The sequence below is a fragment of the Pseudonocardia benzenivorans CB1190 genome, from assembly GCF_000196675.2.
Lineage (GTDB): Bacteria > Actinomycetota > Actinomycetes > Mycobacteriales > Pseudonocardiaceae > Pseudonocardia > Pseudonocardia benzenivorans.
Window position 1 is genome coordinate 912,190 of the sequence record NC_015312.1, and the last position, 15,854, is coordinate 928,043.

16 protein-coding genes are annotated in these 15,854 nt (G+C 70.7%); 2 read left to right on the forward strand and 14 right to left on the reverse strand.

Annotated features, from left to right (window positions below; all coding sequences use genetic code 11):
* From PSED_RS04410 to PSED_RS04475, 14 genes are all read right to left on the reverse strand, one after another.
* A complete protein-coding gene (locus tag PSED_RS04410) occupies positions 1–225 on the reverse strand; it encodes a hypothetical protein (RefSeq protein ID WP_013673054.1) in 225 nt (74 codons plus the stop codon).
* Between the two features lie 112 nt (positions 226–337).
* A complete protein-coding gene (locus PSED_RS04415) occupies positions 338–3,883 on the reverse strand; it encodes a hypothetical protein (protein ID WP_013673055.1) in 3,546 nt (1,181 codons plus the stop codon).
* A 4-nt stretch (positions 3,884–3,887) separates the two neighbouring features.
* Positions 3,888–4,214 carry a hypothetical protein gene (locus PSED_RS04420; RefSeq protein WP_013673056.1) on the reverse strand — a complete coding sequence of 109 codons (327 nt, stop codon included), beginning with the start codon at positions 4,212–4,214 and terminating at the stop codon, positions 3,888–3,890.
* Between the two features lie 154 nt (positions 4,215–4,368).
* The gene (locus PSED_RS04425; protein ID WP_013673057.1) at positions 4,369–4,782 is read right to left on the reverse strand and encodes a hypothetical protein; all 414 of its coding nucleotides are present in this window, start codon (positions 4,780–4,782) and stop codon (positions 4,369–4,371) included.
* Complete coding sequence (locus tag PSED_RS04430) at positions 4,782–5,489, reverse strand: hypothetical protein (RefSeq protein WP_013673058.1); 708 nt, start codon at positions 5,487–5,489, stop codon at positions 4,782–4,784. The genes PSED_RS04425 and PSED_RS04430 overlap by 1 nt, the downstream gene beginning before the upstream one ends.
* Positions 5,490–5,495: 6 nt before the next feature.
* Positions 5,496–5,642: a hypothetical protein gene (locus tag PSED_RS04435; protein WP_158511293.1), complete on the reverse strand. Its 147-nt coding sequence runs from the start codon at positions 5,640–5,642 to the stop codon at positions 5,496–5,498.
* A gap of 1,072 nt (positions 5,643–6,714) precedes the next feature.
* A complete protein-coding gene (locus tag PSED_RS04440; RefSeq protein ID WP_013672244.1) occupies positions 6,715–7,992 on the reverse strand; it encodes an IS256 family transposase in 1,278 nt (425 codons plus the stop codon).
* Positions 7,989–8,744, reverse strand: coding sequence for an IS21-like element helper ATPase IstB (gene istB, locus PSED_RS04445; protein WP_013673060.1), 756 nt, complete (start codon positions 8,742–8,744; stop codon positions 7,989–7,991). Before istB ends, PSED_RS04440 begins: the two co-directional genes overlap by 4 nt.
* 70 nt (positions 8,745–8,814) lie before the next feature.
* Positions 8,815–10,461: an IS21 family transposase gene (gene istA, locus PSED_RS04450; RefSeq protein WP_013677379.1), complete on the reverse strand. Its 1,647-nt coding sequence runs from the start codon at positions 10,459–10,461 to the stop codon at positions 8,815–8,817.
* 557 nt (positions 10,462–11,018) lie between these two features.
* Positions 11,019–11,327, reverse strand: a complete 309-nt coding sequence (locus PSED_RS04455; protein ID WP_013673062.1) for a hypothetical protein — start codon at positions 11,325–11,327, stop codon at positions 11,019–11,021.
* The gene (locus PSED_RS04460) at positions 11,324–11,647 is read right to left on the reverse strand and encodes a hypothetical protein (protein WP_013673063.1); all 324 of its coding nucleotides are present in this window, start codon (positions 11,645–11,647) and stop codon (positions 11,324–11,326) included. The genes PSED_RS04455 and PSED_RS04460 overlap by 4 nt, the downstream gene beginning before the upstream one ends.
* 49 nt (positions 11,648–11,696) lie before the next feature.
* Positions 11,697–13,022 (reverse strand): AAA family ATPase, encoded by a 1,326-nt coding sequence (locus PSED_RS04465; RefSeq protein ID WP_267939129.1) that lies wholly within the window; start codon positions 13,020–13,022, stop codon positions 11,697–11,699.
* Positions 13,023–13,147: 125 nt separating this feature from the next.
* On the reverse strand, positions 13,148–13,426 hold the full coding sequence (locus PSED_RS04470) for a hypothetical protein (protein ID WP_143770356.1): 279 nt from the start codon (positions 13,424–13,426) through the stop codon (positions 13,148–13,150).
* A 274-nt stretch (positions 13,427–13,700) separates the two neighbouring features.
* Positions 13,701–13,886, reverse strand: coding sequence for a helix-turn-helix transcriptional regulator (locus PSED_RS04475; RefSeq protein WP_233899296.1), 186 nt, complete (start codon positions 13,884–13,886; stop codon positions 13,701–13,703).
* Positions 13,887–13,985: 99 nt separating this feature from the next.
* Here PSED_RS04475 and PSED_RS04480 point away from each other — a divergent pair, with 99 nt between their 5' ends.
* On the forward strand, positions 13,986–14,645 hold the full coding sequence (locus tag PSED_RS04480; protein ID WP_013673067.1) for a helix-turn-helix domain-containing protein: 660 nt from the start codon (positions 13,986–13,988) through the stop codon (positions 14,643–14,645).
* A gap of 1 nt (position 14,646) precedes the next feature.
* Positions 14,647–15,840: a tyrosine-type recombinase/integrase gene (locus PSED_RS04485; RefSeq protein WP_013673068.1), complete on the forward strand. Its 1,194-nt coding sequence runs from the start codon at positions 14,647–14,649 to the stop codon at positions 15,838–15,840.
* Positions 15,841–15,854: the final 14 nt, after the last annotated feature.

The following is a 15,854-nucleotide window of genomic DNA, read 5'->3' on the forward strand; positions in this document are numbered from 1 at the left end:
TCAGCTGGGCGGCCCGTCGAGCCGCTGCAGGGCCCGAGGCGTGCACGGGATGACCCAGTTGTCCGCTGTCTGAATCCGGACGGTCCCGTAGTCATCGCTGTCCGGGTCGCGGTTCTGCGAGAGCACGACGGCCGGTTTCACCGCGCCAGCGAACAGGTTGCCGCGGTAGTGCACGCGCTCGTGGCGCTCGAACTGGAGATGCGCAGGAAGCTCGGAGGCCGTCACGGCGCGCCAGGCTACGTGTCGGGCCCGACGGTGCCGTCGAGACGCCCCGGGGGACGGGTGATCACACCCGTGGCCCGGGGACGTCGTGGAGCGTAGCGGGGCCGCTGCCGGCTCAGCCGAACATGCCCAGATCGGCCTGGGTGCGGGCACCAGCCGCAGTCGCGGCGGCACCCGGACGAGACCGGCGGGCCTCCGCGACGAGCACGCCCGTGTTGCGAGCCGTCGCCCGGTCGGCGGCCGCGTAGCCGGCCATGTCCGCGCGGAGCTCGTCGAGGGTCTGGGTCTGCACGCCCAGGTCGGCGCGCAGGGCGTCGACACGGCCCACCAGCGCGCCGAGGTCGACCGCACCACCAGAGGGGAGCGGCCGCGACCAGGCTGCGCGGGCAGGGGCCGCGACTTGCACGTTGAGGCTCGACCCGCTGACGGTCCGCTGGTCCGGGATGGTGCCGTCCATGATCGCGGCGAGGTTGCCGACGTTCGTCGCCGGTCGACCCCCGGACGCCTCAGCGTTCGCCGCGAGGATCCGGCGGGCCCCGAGCGCCCTCACCAGCTCAGGGACGAGGACAGCCTCGCCGCGCGAGAGCACCGCGGGCACGGTGTCTCGGCCGGGCTGGTAGCCGGGCAGCACGTAGCCGCGGGCCGCGCGGATCGGGCCGGTGATGCCGCCGCCGGCGTAGCCGTTGACGCCTCCACCGGCGCGGCCGGCCGCCGCTGACGCGGCCGCGGCGACGGACTGGACAGCCGCGATCGCCGACTGGACACCCGTGGCGACGACGTTGATGTAGACGGTCTTTCCCTGAATGTTCTGGATGACCGGGGTCGCGTTGTCCTTCGGGTCGATCTTGATGACGGTGTGCTTGCCGTTGCCGAGGTCGACGACCGCCGTGATCTGACCCGTCGCCGGGTCCGGGTCACCGTCGATGATGATCGTGCCCTTCGAGCCGTCGGCCAAGGTCACAGATTCTTGGATCTTCCCGTTGACCAGCTGCGGGTTCCCGTCGAGCAGGATGGTGCCCTTCTGCCCGTTGGCGTACGTCACCGCGGCCGCGATAACCGGGGACGTCTCGTCGCGCGCGGTGATGACGATCTGACCGTTCGGGAGCCGCGTGACCGTCAGCCCGAGGTCCTCGAGCTGCTTCTGCGCGGCGTCGGTCAGCGAGTTGACTATGACCGTCTTGTTGTCCGGGATACCGATGATCGACGACGTCAGCCCGAGGGAGTCGGCGAGGGCTTTCACCATGCCGGGCTGGGAGAACGTCGTGCTGACTTCCTTCGGGAACTTCAGGTAGGTATCGGCCAGCGCCTGCGCCGCCGGCCGCGCCACGCCCTGCTGGACGAGGAGGTCGACGAGCTTCGTCTTCTGCTGCTCGAACGCGGCCGCAGCATTCGCGCTGGCCGTGGTCAGGCTCTGCCCGTTCGCTACAGCTGCCGCGACCGAGGTGCCGTAGTCGTTCTGGATCGCCGCCGCGGTCTGCAGCACCGACTGCTGCAGCTGCGAGCCTGCCTCGGTGGTGGTGTTGATCGTCCCGTTGAGCTGGACCAGCTTCGCCGACGCCGGGGTCAGCGCCCCGTCGAGCTGGCGCATCGAGTCGTTCAGCGCCCGTGTGGCCTCCGCCGACGCAACCGCCGGGTCGACGGCCATCTGGAACGCCGTGGTGAACGCGGACGCCTTGTCCGCGACCGTCGTCAGGGGGTTCGTCAGCCCGTTGTAGGCGTCCGCGAGGGTCTTCGCGGACGCCGCCGCCCGGTCCGTCGCCGCAGTGCTGCTCGAGAAGTAGGTCGACGCGTTCTGGAACGACACTCCGAGGTTCGACGTCGACAGAGTCGCGTCCTGCTGCGCTTTCGCGACCGCCTGCGTGGCCGCCGCGAGCCGCTGCTGCGCCGAAGCGACGGCCGCCGGGTTCCCGTGGTTGACGGCGTCGTTGTAGGCGTTCTGGGCGTTCGTGAGCTCGTTCTGGGCCTTCTGCAGGGGTGTCATCGCCTTCTTGGCGGCGTCGACCTTGGCCTTGACGTCGTCGAACGTCTCGCCCCAGGTGCTCACCCCCGAGATCGCGAGCTTCGCGGACGCAGTCATCTGGTCGGTTGCGTTCTTGCCGTCGAGCAGCGCGTTGTAGAGCTCGTCGGTGTTCTCAGCACCGGTCCGTGCGGCCTCTGACACCACCGCCAGGCCGAGGGCGGCAACCGCCGTGGCCGCCCCGAGCTTCGACATCCCGCCGGCGGCGGTCCCGGCCGCCGAACCGGCTGCTGCGGTCGCCGCGCCGGCCGCGGCTGTGCGGGCGGTTGCCGCTGTTGCGGCTCCGCTCATCGCTGTCCACGCCGCGGCGCCCCGGGCCAGCGCTGCCTGCCCGAGCGCGACCGCTGCGGACGCGACCTTCCAGGCCGCGGCGAACGCGAGGACGGTCGTCGTGAGCGACCCCAGCGGCCCCGCGAGCACACCGACGACCGCAGCCACCCCGTTGAGCGCGGCCGCGAGCGGCGGCCCCAGGGTCGCCATCAGCTGCGCACCGGCCTGCACCAGCGGCGGAAGGATGTTCAGGACGGCGCCGAGGACCTGGACCAGGCCAGACACCGCGGCCTGCACAGTCCCGGTCTGGTTCATCTGCGCGATGACCTGCGCCCACGCCTGCCCGACCTGCTCGAGCATCGGGCCGAGCCCGGACAGGCCCTGCAGCCCTGAGGTGGCGAGGCTGAGGAAGTTCTGGGTGAGGGTCGCGATCGCCGGCGCCAGGCTCGAGACGATCTGGTTGACGCCCTGGAAGATGGACTGGAGGGAGTTCAGCCCTGCGGACGACGACACGACTGACGCGACACGGTTCGCGATGTCCGACAGCGCCGTGGCCGTCCCGGAGAGACCGGTCTGCAGCGTCGGGAAGGTCTTGGCCAGGGCCGCGACGGCTGGCTGCAGCCCGGACAGGAACGCCTGCCCGACGGCCTGCTGCACCTGGGTGAACGCGGGGATCAGCTGGTTCGCGGCGGCCTTGATGCCGTCCATGCCGACCACGACTGCGGCCAGCGGCGCCGCGATGAGCGCGATCGCACCGGGGATGGCGAGGATCGCCGCAGACACGGGCGGCCAGGCCGCCGCGACCAGCTCGACCATGCCGAACATGTCCGACAGCGCCGTGGTGGCCTGCTCGACCGGGGCCGAGTCGACGTCGACCTTGACCTCGGGGTCCGACGCGCCGACCGCCGTCGCAGCCGCGAGGACCGTGTCGAGCTGGGCGATCGCAGCTGCCGTGTCGGCCTTGACCCGGACGTCGGCGGACTCGCGGCTGACCTGCTCGAGCTCGGCGCGGAACCGCTCGAGCTCGGCAAGGGCGTCGGCCGAGCTGATGTCGATGCCGAGGCGCTGGTCGTGCAGCGCGGCCATCTCGTTGCGGATCCGTGCGAGGGCCTGACTGGCTTCGGTCGTGTCGACGTCGAGGTTCAGCTCCGGCAGGGCCTTGGACGCGGCGGCGAGCTTGGTCCGGAGGTCGGTCTCGAACTTCCCGAGCTTGGCGTCGGCCTTCGAGGTGTCGACGTCGAGCTCGACGTCGGCCTTCTTCCCGTCGAGCTTGTCGATCTTCGCGGCGAGGCGTTCGACCTGCGCCGCCATCTTGATGAACGTGGCCGACGCGCGGTCCAGGGCCGAGACGTCGAACTGCAGGTTGGCGGCCACGGGATCAGCCCTCGACCGCCGGCTCGACCTCAGCCTCAGCTGTGCCGGCCTCGTCGTCGACGACCTCGATCCCGAGCGTCAGCGGGTGGAAGGCCTCGACGAACTCCGGCCACCTCACGAAGTCGCCGGAACGCCGACGTGCCAGCCATACCAGCGCGCAGATCGCCGCAGCCGACCCGCGAGGGTTCTTCAGCGCCTCGAGAAGGTCGACCATCCCGAGCCCGGTGTTCCGCTCGACCGCGATCAGCTCGGCGCCGGTCAGCTTCCGCGGGTCGGGGTTGATCTGCAGCGTGTCGCCGTCAGCGGTGGTGAACCGGAAGTGGATGGCCACGCGAACTCCTCGGACTCAGCCCGAGAAGTCGGTTGAAGAGGCAGGCCCCTACGGGGCTCCGAGGCCCTCGTCAGGGCCTGCCTCGCCCCCCGGGAGCTACCCCGGGGGGCGCCCTGGAGATCAGCCAGGGCGGCAGAACAGATCGTATCGGGGATCAGCTGTCGTCGAGGTGCAACCACGTCACCGCGAGCAGCAGCCCACCGGTGGCGAATCCCACCGAGCCCTCGACCGCGACCGCCGGCCGCTCACCGTTCGCGACCAGCACCCGCGCCCGGGCCGGGAGCTCCGACCGCAGGACCTGCCCCGGCGCGGCCAGCGCCCCCATCCCCACCGGCGGCAGCAGCACCCCACCGCCGAGCACCACCGCCAGACGGAGCGGGCTCCGAGCCTGAGGAGGCTCGGCCGGGCCGAACTTCCGCTCGATGCGGGCGAGGGCGTCGACGACGAGCGCGCCGGCCGGGATCGGGTCACCGTCGAGCTGGTGATAACCGACCCCACCACCGTCGCGGTCCACCGCGAACCGGTAGACGGCCGTCGTCGTCGGCACCGTGGTCACGGTGCCGAACATCAGGCAGTCCTCCCGTAGCGGAACTCAGTGCGGAATCCAGCCCGACGACACGCTGCCTCGGCATCGAACGAGGACACCAGCCCCCGGGCGACCAGGGTGCGCAGGCTCTCCATAACCGCGCGCTGGTGCTCCTCCTCCCGCGACAGCACCGGACGGGGAGCCGGCCGCCGAGCCGCCGATCGGCCGGTCTCGGGGCGGTCCAGCGAGCAGCCCGCCGGACGAACCGCGCGGCGGATGTGACCGACCCGCGGGCCCCCGAAGCCATCGCGAGCCGTCCAGATGCCGTGCCGCGCCAGACCGTCCGCGAACGCCAAGACCTCGTCCCGGCGGCCGCTCAGGACCTCCTGAGCCCGATCCTCGGCCCGCCGGCGCAGCTGGCGCCGGTGGAACGGGTCCGCGTCCGGCGGCAGCGTCTCCCGCAGCACCCGATCGACGAGCGCGTTGTCTGCCTCGACCCCGCGCGGCCGCAGCCGCTTCGGCGCGAGCTCCTTCAGCCAGATCTGCGGAGCGAGCGCCGCGGCGCACCGCTCGAGCCAAAGGCCGCCCCACGAACCGTTCGGGAACCAGTCACCCGCGCGGTAGGCACACGACCCCGCCTTGCCAGGCGCGTCCCCGACGACCTCGACCCTCTCGACGCGCACCCCGAACGCCCGGGCGGCGACGTAGTGCGCGGCCTCGTGCTCGACGACATCCCTGCTGATCGCCATCTCAATTCACCCTTCTCGCAGTTCGCCCGTCGCCGTCAACGACGAGACGTCATCCGGGACCTCGACTAGTCCCGCCTCGATCTGCTCGGCCAGCAACTCCGCGGCCAGCCGCTCGATCCACCACGCCCTGCAGACGCCCTGAGGGCCCGTCACACACGAGAACGTGGCCTGCTCCTCCGCGGACGGGTCGACCCCAGCACCCGCGGCCTCAGCGCACTCACACCGCGCCGTAAGCGTCACCGCGCGCGCGTCCTCCGGCGGCTGACGACGAGCCCGGAACTCCGCCGCCAGCATCTCGACCCGCTTCGCGGACTCGGCCGCGCAGCAGGACCGCCAATCGCCCGACGAGAACTCGTGCGGGCACTCCCGACCATCACGGTGGTCGTGCGCCAGCCGCCCTCGGCAGGCGTCACAGTCGAACATCATCAATCCTCTCGTCGTCGCAGCCACACGAAATCCGCTGGTCATCGCAGGCCCTGCACATCGCGACACAGCACCCGAGATGGTGCACACCCGTCGTCTTCACACCACAGTCCCGGCACCGCACCGGCGGGCCCGCGAACATGTCGCGGAACCACAGCTCCTCCAGCTCGGACCCGAACCGAGACACACCCGGGCGCAGATCAGCCCGACACGTCGACACCCGCAACATGCGGTGCCCACACGCCTCACACCGAACACCGCCCACCAGGCGGAACCACAAGCCGCGGATCGTGCTCACCACCGGGGTAGCCCCCTTCGAGGACGCCGGCGCACCGGCTGAGACTGGACACGCGGCAACACCCCGGCCCGGCGAGCCCGGTTCCGCGCCGCCGCCAGCGCCTGACCCCGGCGCCGGTTACAGCTCGCATGAGTCAACCGGTCCGGATCACCACCCTGGGCCAGCACCACCGGCGACGAATGATCGGCGTCCAGCTGCTGCTCCGGGAACATCGGCAAGCCGCACAGCGGGCACGGATCACCCGGCCGCAGAGCCGCCAACAGAGCCGCCCGAGCCCGCTTATGCGGACGCCCGTAGTGATTCCGCCGGCTCACTGTCAACGGCCAGCTTGATCTCCCCGCTGGCGGCCAGTAGTTCTCCCCACTGGTGGCCAGATACTTCTCCCCGACGGCGGCCAGATATTTCCCCGCCTCGGTCGTGCGTGGTCAGCTCAACGGGCTCACCCCCTTGCCGGCGGTGGCTTGGGGAGTGTCAGAGGAACGGTGTAACTGGCCGGGGTGGCGGCTAGTTTCCGTTGCTGGGGACGATACGGCCGGCGAAGGTGATCGCGAAGGCGTTCAGGGCCGGCTTCCAGCGCATCGCCCAGCGGGTTCGGCCCTTCCCGGTGGGGTCGAGTGAGCGGGTGACCAGGTAGAGGCACTTCAGCGCGGCCTGCTCGGTCGGGAAGTGCCCCCGGGCCTTGATCGCCCGCCGGTAGCGGGCGTTGAGCGACTCGATCGCATTCGTGGAGCAGATGACCTTGCGGATCTCCACGTCGTAGTCCAGGAACGGCACGAACTCCGACCACGCCGCCCGCCACAGCGCGATGATCGCCGGATACTGCCCGCCCCAGGTCTCGGCGAACTCGGCGAACCGGGCCTGGGCCGCGGCCTCGGTCGGGGCGGTGTAGACCGGGCGCAGGTCCTTGGCCAGCTGCTCCCAGTAGCGCCGGGAGGCGTAGCGGAAGGTGTTGCGGATCAGGTGCAACACACACGTCTGCACCACCGCCTGCGGCCAGGCGGTGGTGATCGCCTCGGGCAGGCCCTTCAGGCCGTCGCAGACGGCGATGCACACATCGCCGACCCCGCGGTTTTTGATCTCGGTCAGAACCTGCAGCCAGAACTTCGCGCCCTCCCCACCGGTGCCGCCCTCGCCGGCCCAGATCCCGAGGATGTCGCGCTGCCCGTCCACGGTCACCCCGATGACCACGTAGAAGGGCCGGTTGGTGACCTGCCCGTCGCGGACTTTGACGTAGAGAGCGTCGATGAACAGCACCGGATAGACGGCGTCGAGCGGGCGGTTCTGCCACTCGCCCAGCTCGTCGAGGACCTTGTCGGTGATCCTCGAGATGGTGTCCTTGGAGACCTTGGCCCCGTAGACCTCGGCGAAGTGCGCGGCCACCTCCCCGGTGGTCAGGCCGCGGGCGGTCAGCGACAGCACGATCTCGTCGATCCCGTCCAGGCGGCGTTGGCGCTTGCGCACGATCTGAGGCTCGAAGCTGGCGTCGCGGTCGCGCGGCACCTCGATCTCGACCGGGCCGATCTCGGTGAGCACGGTCTTGGTGCGGGTGCCGTTGCGGGAGTTCCCGCCGTCGCGCCCGGCCGGGTCGTGGCGGTCATAGCCCAGGTGCTCGCTGAGCTCGGCTTCCAGGGCGGTCTCGAGCACTGTTTTGGTCAGCCCGGTGAGCAGCCCGTCCGGGCCGACGAGCTCCACCCCGTCGGCCTTGGCGGCCTCCACCAACTGCTGAGCGAACTGCTGGTGATCAATCCGAGCCCGCGGCATGGGCTCGATCGTGTCGGTCATTGGTGGTCCTTCCCCCGGGACACGCCCGGAGCTACAGACCAGTTACACCGAAGATCGGACACTCCCGTGGCTTGTGCGAGCCGGTAGCTGTCACCGTCGGTGACGACGATGTGGGCGTGGTGCAGGAGCCGGTCGACCGTGGCGGTGGCCAGGGTCTTGGGCATGATCTCGTCGAATCCTGACGGGTGCAGGTTGCTGGAGATGGCCAGGGAGCGGCGTTCGTAGGCGGCATCGACGAGCCGGTAGAACCCTTCCGCGGCGTCCGGGCTGACCGGCAGGAGCCCGATGTCGTCGACGATGATCAGGTCCGTGCGGATCAGTCTCGCGAGTGCGCGGGTGATCGAGTCGTCGGCGCGGTGACGACGCACGAGGGCGCCGAGGTCTTCGATGGTGAACCAGGCCACGGTCATCCCCGTCTCGACCGCGGCCTGACCGAGGGCTTCGCAGAAGTGGGACTTCCCGGTCCCGGACGGCCCGCAGACGCAGAGGTTCTCCCGCCGGCTGACCCACTCCAGCGAGGTGAGGGCGTCTTGGGTGGGGCGCGGGATGCAGGACGCGCCCGCGTCCCAGTCGTGCAACGTCTTGCCGGCGGGGAACCCAGCTCGTTGGCGGCGGGTGCGCAGGTTCGTCGCGTCGCGGCCGGCGGCTTCCTCGGCCAGCAGCACCCGGACGAGCTCGGCATGGTCCCAGCGTTGTGCTCGCGCGGTGGGCACGAGTTCGACGAGGTGGCGGCGGATGTGGGGCAGCTTCAACCGCCGCGTCAGCGCGACGGCCTCGGCGAGCGGGTCCCGCCCGATGCCGGCACTGATCCGGTGGCCGCGTTCATGACGGCCCTGCCGGGTCGAGCCCTGCCGGGTCGAGCCCTGCCGGGTCGAGCCCTGCCGGGTCGAGCCCTGCCGGGTCGAGCCCTGCCGGGTCGAGCCCTGACGGGTCGGTTTCGGGTGGTGGGGTGATGCCGAAGCCGGACCAGGCGGAAGTGCCGGGTTGCAAGCTGTGGTCCTCGCTGGCGCGGATGGTGGGCTTGTTGACGTTGCGGCCGGCTTGGTGGGCGAGGATGCGCAGGACGTCGTTCTCGGCGAACCGGCCCGCGACCGCGGCCGTGCCCAGCGCGCGGTCGACCTCGCCGGGTGGGTGCAGCTTCGCCAGCGCGACCGCTTCGGCCATCTTCCGGCGCACCCCGCGCGCACCCGCCCCGGCCGCCTCGACCAGCCAGGACGCTGCGCCCGGGCCGAGCGCCAGGAACTCGGCCTCCGCGGCACTGCCCGCGCGTGGGGTGCGTTCTCCGGCGGCGTTCGCGGCCGTGGTGGGTGGCGGGTAATGCTCGTCGCGGATCGAGGGCGTGCCCGGCGTCGAGCGGGCATGGCGGGCGACCTCTGTGGGGCCGCTGCCGGGTCCGTGCCCCTCCAACGGGGCATCGACGGCGGTGATGACCAGGTCGTCGCCGTGGAACCGGACCCAGACTCGAGTGTCGACCAGCTGATGCGGCACCGAGTAGCGCACCCCGTCGACCGAGACGGTGGCGTCCCAGTTCACCCGCCGGGTCGTGCCGAACGCGACGGTGAACGGCCGATCGGGCAACGGATGCAGCCGGGTGCGTTCCTCGGCCAACGCCTCGACCGGCGGGCGGCGGGTCTCCCGATGCGGCCGCGCGTTGACCTGCTCGCAGAAGCTTCGACACGCCGTCTCAAGCTGAGCGAAGGTGCGGTACTCCTCGAGCAGGTTCGCCGCGGTCGGGACGAGGTCGGCCTTGGAGATCCGCACCGTCGCTTCGGACCCGCCCTTGGACTGCGGGTCCGCCGGCACGCAGGTGCGGATCGTCATCCCGTAGTGCCGCCCGACCGCGACGATCTCCGGGTGGCGCACCGCGATCCCCGCGACATGATCGACCGACACGGTGCGTTCGTTGTCGGTCAGCGCGTAGGTCGGCACCCCGCCCAGCCGGCGCAGCGTGGTGTCGATGCAGGCCACGATCGTGGGCAGGGTGCGGTCGAAGACCGCGAGCACGACCCGGAACCGCGACCAGGCCAGCCACGCGCACCACAGATTCGTGCGGCGCCCGGCAACGCGGGGGCCCTCGCCCCAGTCCCACTGCAGCCACAGCCCCGGCTCGACCACCCACGGCCGAAACACCCGCCGCTGCCCGGCCCGCAGCCGGGCCTTCACCTGCGCGACGGTGCGGCGGGTGGTGCGCTCCCCGCCGGTGAAGCCCATCGCGAGCAGCCGCTCGTGCACCACGTCGGCGCGCACCCGCCCGTCGGAGCGCACCACCAGTTCTTCGATCTTGTCCAGGTACTCATCGATCGGTCGTGCCCGGTGCTCGCGAGCGACCGGGGGTTGACCGGCCTCCCGCAGCGCCACATAGCGGGCGACGGTGTGGTGATCACAACCGGCCAACTCCGCGGCGGCGCGGTAACTGCCCGTGAGGTCGAACGCCTCCAGGATCTCCATGATCTCCTCGTCTCGCTTCACCGGCAGACCCTCACCACCGGCATCGGATGCTTGATCACCGGGGAGATATCTGGCCGCCAGCGGGGAGATCGCTGGCCATCAGTGGGGCGGTAAATGGCCGCCTACGGGGAGTTTGGACTGGCCGCTGTCAGCTCACCCGAACCACCCCACGCGTGAGGGGACGACGTGACGCGTGACAGGCGTAACGCGGACCCCCACCGACCATCCTGACCAGGCAGGCATCACTGTGAGTGACCAGACTGACGGATCACACCCCCGGCAAGATCGCTCAGAGAGAGGAGATACGGACCAGTCCGGGGTCGTTCGGCGTTCGCCCTGTTCGCGGGCCTGGCGCCCCCCTACCCCTGGGTGTTCTCGCAGGTCAGAGCGTTGCAGCTTGTTGATCAGTTGTGGATCACTTGTTGATCTCTGTTGATCGTCTAGTTGATCGAGTTGATGATCGACTTGCTGTGTTGACACAGCGTGACGTTGGGTGCGGTCGCCTGTCGCTCCTGCCGTGCCACCACCACGGGCGTGGTGTGGTCGGGTGGTGGTGCGGGGCAGCGTGTCGCTGGGGGTCATGGCCTGGCCTCGCCACTGGATGGGGGCAGGCGCAGTCCCTGCTTCACTGCGGCTACCTCGACGAGGAGCTCGGCTGGGTCTGCGCCGGTGGGTGCGGTGATGAGGGCGGCGAGGTCCGCGAGTAGGTGGGCGGCGATGGTGCAGCTCACCCACTCGGGTATCTGCCCGACGAGGCGCCGGGTGAGGTCCCGCCTCAGCTCGGTGTCTCGGAGGGTGACGGCGCGGGCTGTGCCGAGGAGCAGGGTCGCGGCTTCGTTGGCGTATGCCTCGAGGTCCTCGTCGGGTGCTGGGAACTGGCTGGTCACGATGCGTCCTCGAGCTGAGCGATCGCGCGGGTGGTGCGGGCGCTGACTCCGCGGGCTTGTCCGGCCCACACGCCCTGCTGGAACCGGGGCGGGAGTTCAGCGAAGCCGGCCTCGCAGAGCTCGATAGCAGGACAGGCCCGGCAGGTGCGGCACGCGGCTGCGATGCGGGCGACCCGCTCGTCGGGGGTTTCGTCGGGTCCCGCGTCGATGTCGAAGTCGCCGACCCGGGTTCGGCAGGGCAGGTCGGGCTGCTGGTAGAGCCGAACGAGTGGGCCGTTCGGGCTGAGCGTGTAGAGCGTGGGCTCGTCAGCTCGTGGCATCGGGGCCTCCTGGTTGTTGGGGAGCGTGGGGGAGCGGCGGCCGGGACGGTCAGGCTGGTTCGCCACTGACGCGCCAGTGGTCGGTGATGTGGTGCACGGGCGCAGTGGCGCCACCAGTCGTGCCGTGCACGTGGGGTGGCACGACTGGCTCAGTTGTGCCAGTCGTGCCACTAGAAACGTGCAGGTCAGGCCCAGTTGTGCCAGTCGTGCCACCGTCACGTGCACGTGGCACGTCCGTGGCAGGACTGGCGTCACTGTCGGGGAGCGACCAGTGGGGCTGCCGTGGCAAGCCGTCCTCGGTCTCAACACCGGCATGGGTCTGACCTGGGGAATCAACACTCTCAACGGTGTCATCAGTAGTTCGGGGATGACCGGCGTTGCCGTGTCTGTCGACCCCTGTTGAGAGTGTTGAATGTGTTGAAGTGTTGTCACAGGACTTGTAGACGCCGCGTCCCACCTTGCGGAGCCGCCCAGTCTTCTCCAGCCGGGACAGGTAAACGCCGGCCTGCTGGGTACTGATGCCGAGCTTCTCGCCGACGGCGGTCGGGCCGATGCCGTCGAGGCTGTCGGCGACGAGGGCGATGATGTCGGCGCTGCGGTCGCTGACGCCCTCCGAGACGCGGGCAGTAGTGGCGGCCTTGCGTGCCTCGACCAGCGACCCGCCGGTGAGGGTCCAGAGGCCGCTGGGGTTCTTCTCGACGGCGTACTCGGCTTCGAAGATGTCGCGGCCAGTGACCTTGAGGAGCCCACCGTCGTCGGTGCGGCTGCGAGCCAGGACGACGGTGGAGTCGGCGGCGCCGGTGACGCCGAGGGTGCCGGAGACGGAGTCGACGAAGTCGTCGCTGCCGAGCTTGCGGGTGTGGTGCACCAGGATCAGCGCGGCGCCGGGTGCGGCGTCGATGACCCGCTTGAAGGCGCCCACGGCGCGGTAGTCGCGTTCGTACGCCGACTCGCCGGCGCGGCTGGATGGCATGACCTTGCCCAAGGTGTCGACGATGACGGTGGGGCGGTCGTTCTGGTGCTGCTCGACCCACTCGGCGACGGTCTCGACGGCGAGCTGGTGCTCGACCTCGAGCAGGATGTCGAGGTTCCAGGGGATGCGCCGCCCGTTGCCGAGGAGGGACCGGGAGCGGGACTGCAGACGCCGCCATCCGTCCTCAAGTGCGAGGTACAGCACGGGTCGGCCCGGGCCGACGGGCAGGCAGCCGAACACGCGGGTGCCTGCCGCGACGGAGAGCGCGATGTGCAGCACGGCCCAGCTCTTGCCGACCTTCGGTGCGCCGGCGAACACCGTGGTGCCCTCGGCGATGACGTCGGGGACGACGTACTGCAGCGGAGGGAACACCTGGTCTTCGAGCCAGGAGCCGGACCGCATGCGGCCGAGCAGGCTGGGTGATGGTTCCCACTCGTCGGGCCCGGGGTCGGGCGGGAGATCGTCGTACGGTGTGTCGCCTCCGAGCCGGCCGTACGGGTCGTCCCCGTCGTGGGAGCGTTCCCTGCTCACGCTGCGCCGCCCTCCAGGGTTCGGCCCGGGCGCTCGCGGCGGCGCTGCAGCTCGGCATAGGGCACATGGTTGGTGGCCACTCGGCGCCAGTAGTCGCGGTCGCCGCCGTGGACGTCGCGACTGGCTTCGCGAACGGCGCGGCGGCCGGCGCGGACCTCGAGGGCGAGGCGGGCTGCGATGACGACGCCGTCGTCGTCGGGCAACGTGGCCACGGCGACCCCGACGGCGATCGGGTCGAGGTCGCTCTCGGTCAGGTCGGAGTGCGGGGGCCTCATCCGCGCCACCACCGTCCGGTGCGGGCGCAGCGGCGGGGCGGGGCAGCGGTCCAGCACGCGCAGGCGTTGTGATGGTCGAGCCAGTCGAGGGCGTCCTGGACGGCGCGGCGCCGGCGAGCGCGGGCGAGGGCGACGACGTTCGCCAGTGAGCTCGCGGACGTCGTACGATCACGGAGTCCAGTAGATGTGCATGCAGGTTGCGATTCGTTTCCCGCGCCATCGCCGCCTGGGTACGGCCCCCGAGCGACACACTCGGGGGCCTTGCCGTTTCTGCTCATGCCGACCGCGCCCCAATGTGGTCAGCGGCGCGCTGCTCGTCGATCCAGGAGCGGACGTCGGAGCGGTCGAACACAACGGCGCGGCCGAGTCGGAACCCCTTGGGCCCAGCGCCTTGCGCACGCCAGTTCAGCAAGGTCTTGCGGGACACGCGGAGTTCCGCCGCGACCTCGTCGAGGGTCATCAAGTCAGGCGAGCTCATGCCCAGACTCCGATTCTTTGTTGGCATCAAGCCGTACTTCTTCAGGAAGCACATCCGCACCATGCCGTCCGGGACGTTGCGATGTCAAGCGGGATCGTGTTTGATGCTCACGTGGAATCACGAGGAGAGCCCGTAACGGGCGTCATCGCCCGCCGGGTCCGTGAGCTCCGCGATGCGGCGCGCCTCTCCGGCGCCGACCTCGCGGAGCGAATGAACGACCTCGGTATCGCGTGGAACCGGACCACCGTCGCCAAGCTTGAGACTGGGCGGCGGGCGACGGTCACGGTGCAGGAGCTGCTCGCGCTCGGTCGTGCGTTGGATGTTCCGCCGATCATCCTCATCGCGGATCCGCGTCGCCGAGAGCCGGTGCCCCTCGTCCCGGGCGAAGAGACCCATCCATGGGAGGCACTGCTCTGGCTGAGTGGCGCTGGCCGGGTGGGCGAGTCCGACCTCGACAACCAGTCGCGGGCGAGCTGGCTCATCCAGGCGGGGTGGCACCTCGAGGAGGCCGTCGCGGACCTCCACACCGACGAGCGCTACGTCGCCGGTGACGACGATGCCGCCCAAGCGCTGGATCGGACCGCGGCCAGGCACCGGGCTGCGCTCCGTGCGATCCGGACTTCCGCGATTCGCATCGTCGGCGCTGGCGCCGAGCTGCCGCCGTGGCTCCCGCTCGACTACATCCGACGTCGCGCGAGCGAGCTCGACTTCGACCTGCCTCCTCAGCTGAGGGGGGACTGACGTGGGCTACGTCCGTGACCGCTGGCGCGACCCGGCTCGGAAGGGCAAGGGCAAGCGCTGGCAGGTGAAGTACCGCGTCGACGGCCGCGAGAAGGACGGCGGCAGCTTCGACACAAAGGCCATGGCGCAGCGGAAGCTGGTCGAGCTGGAGGCGTCGGTCCAGCGCGGCCAGTGGGTCGACCCCACTGACCGCACACTCGTCGTCGACCTCGTCCGCGCCTACGCCGCGACCCGGATGCATCGACCCCGTACCCGCGACCGCGTCGAGAGCCACATCCGCAACCACATCGAGCCGACCCCGCTCGGCCGCCGGCGAGCCGCGGCGGTGCGCCCATCGGAGGTGCAGGCGTGGGTCACCGACCGTGCAGAGCATCTCTCGCCCCTGACACTGCGGAACGTCGTCACGCTCGTCCGGGCTGCGTTCGCCGCGGCCGTAGAGGACCGGACGATCGGCGCTACGCCGTTCGTGCGGATCACTCTCCCGCGTGCCGAGAAGGAGCGGCTCGTCCCGCTCACAGTCGCCCAGGTCGAGCTGCTCGTCGACGCCATCGGCGACCGGTACAAGGCGATGGTGGTTGCGCAAGCCGGCCTGGGCCTGAGGATCGGTGAGCTCCTCGCGCTGCGCGTCGAGGATGTGGACTTCCTGCGCCGCACGGTCCGCATCGAGGACCAGATCGACCGCTACACCCGCGACCGTGTTCCGCCGAAGACCGCGCGGTCTCGTCGGACGGTGCCGCTTCCCGACGTGGTGGCGGTCGCGCTGTCGCGGCACATCGCCGAGCACCCGCCCGCCCCGAACGGGCTGCTGTTCCACACCCGGGACGGCCGGCCGCTCATGCACGACTGGTACGGCAACAAGGTGTTCGTCGCGTGCGTGACGCGCCTGCGTGAGCGGCTCGCCGAGGAGGCCGCGGAGGCCGTCGAGCGCGACGAGGAGCCGCCGGCGGCGTTCCCTGCTGGTGTCACGCCGCATGACCTTCGCCACCACTACGCGAGCGTGCTCCTCGCGTCCGGGCAGTCGGTCGTTGCGGTGGCCGAGCTGCTCGGCCACGAGAACGCGTCGCTGGTCCTGTCGACCTACGGGCACCTGCTGCCCGGTAGTGAGGACATCGCCCGGCGCGCGATTGACGCCGCGTGGGGCACTGCTCGGACGGCCGAGGAGCATGCTCCCGCTGCCCAGGGACTGCCCAGATGATCTCTACGGCGCTG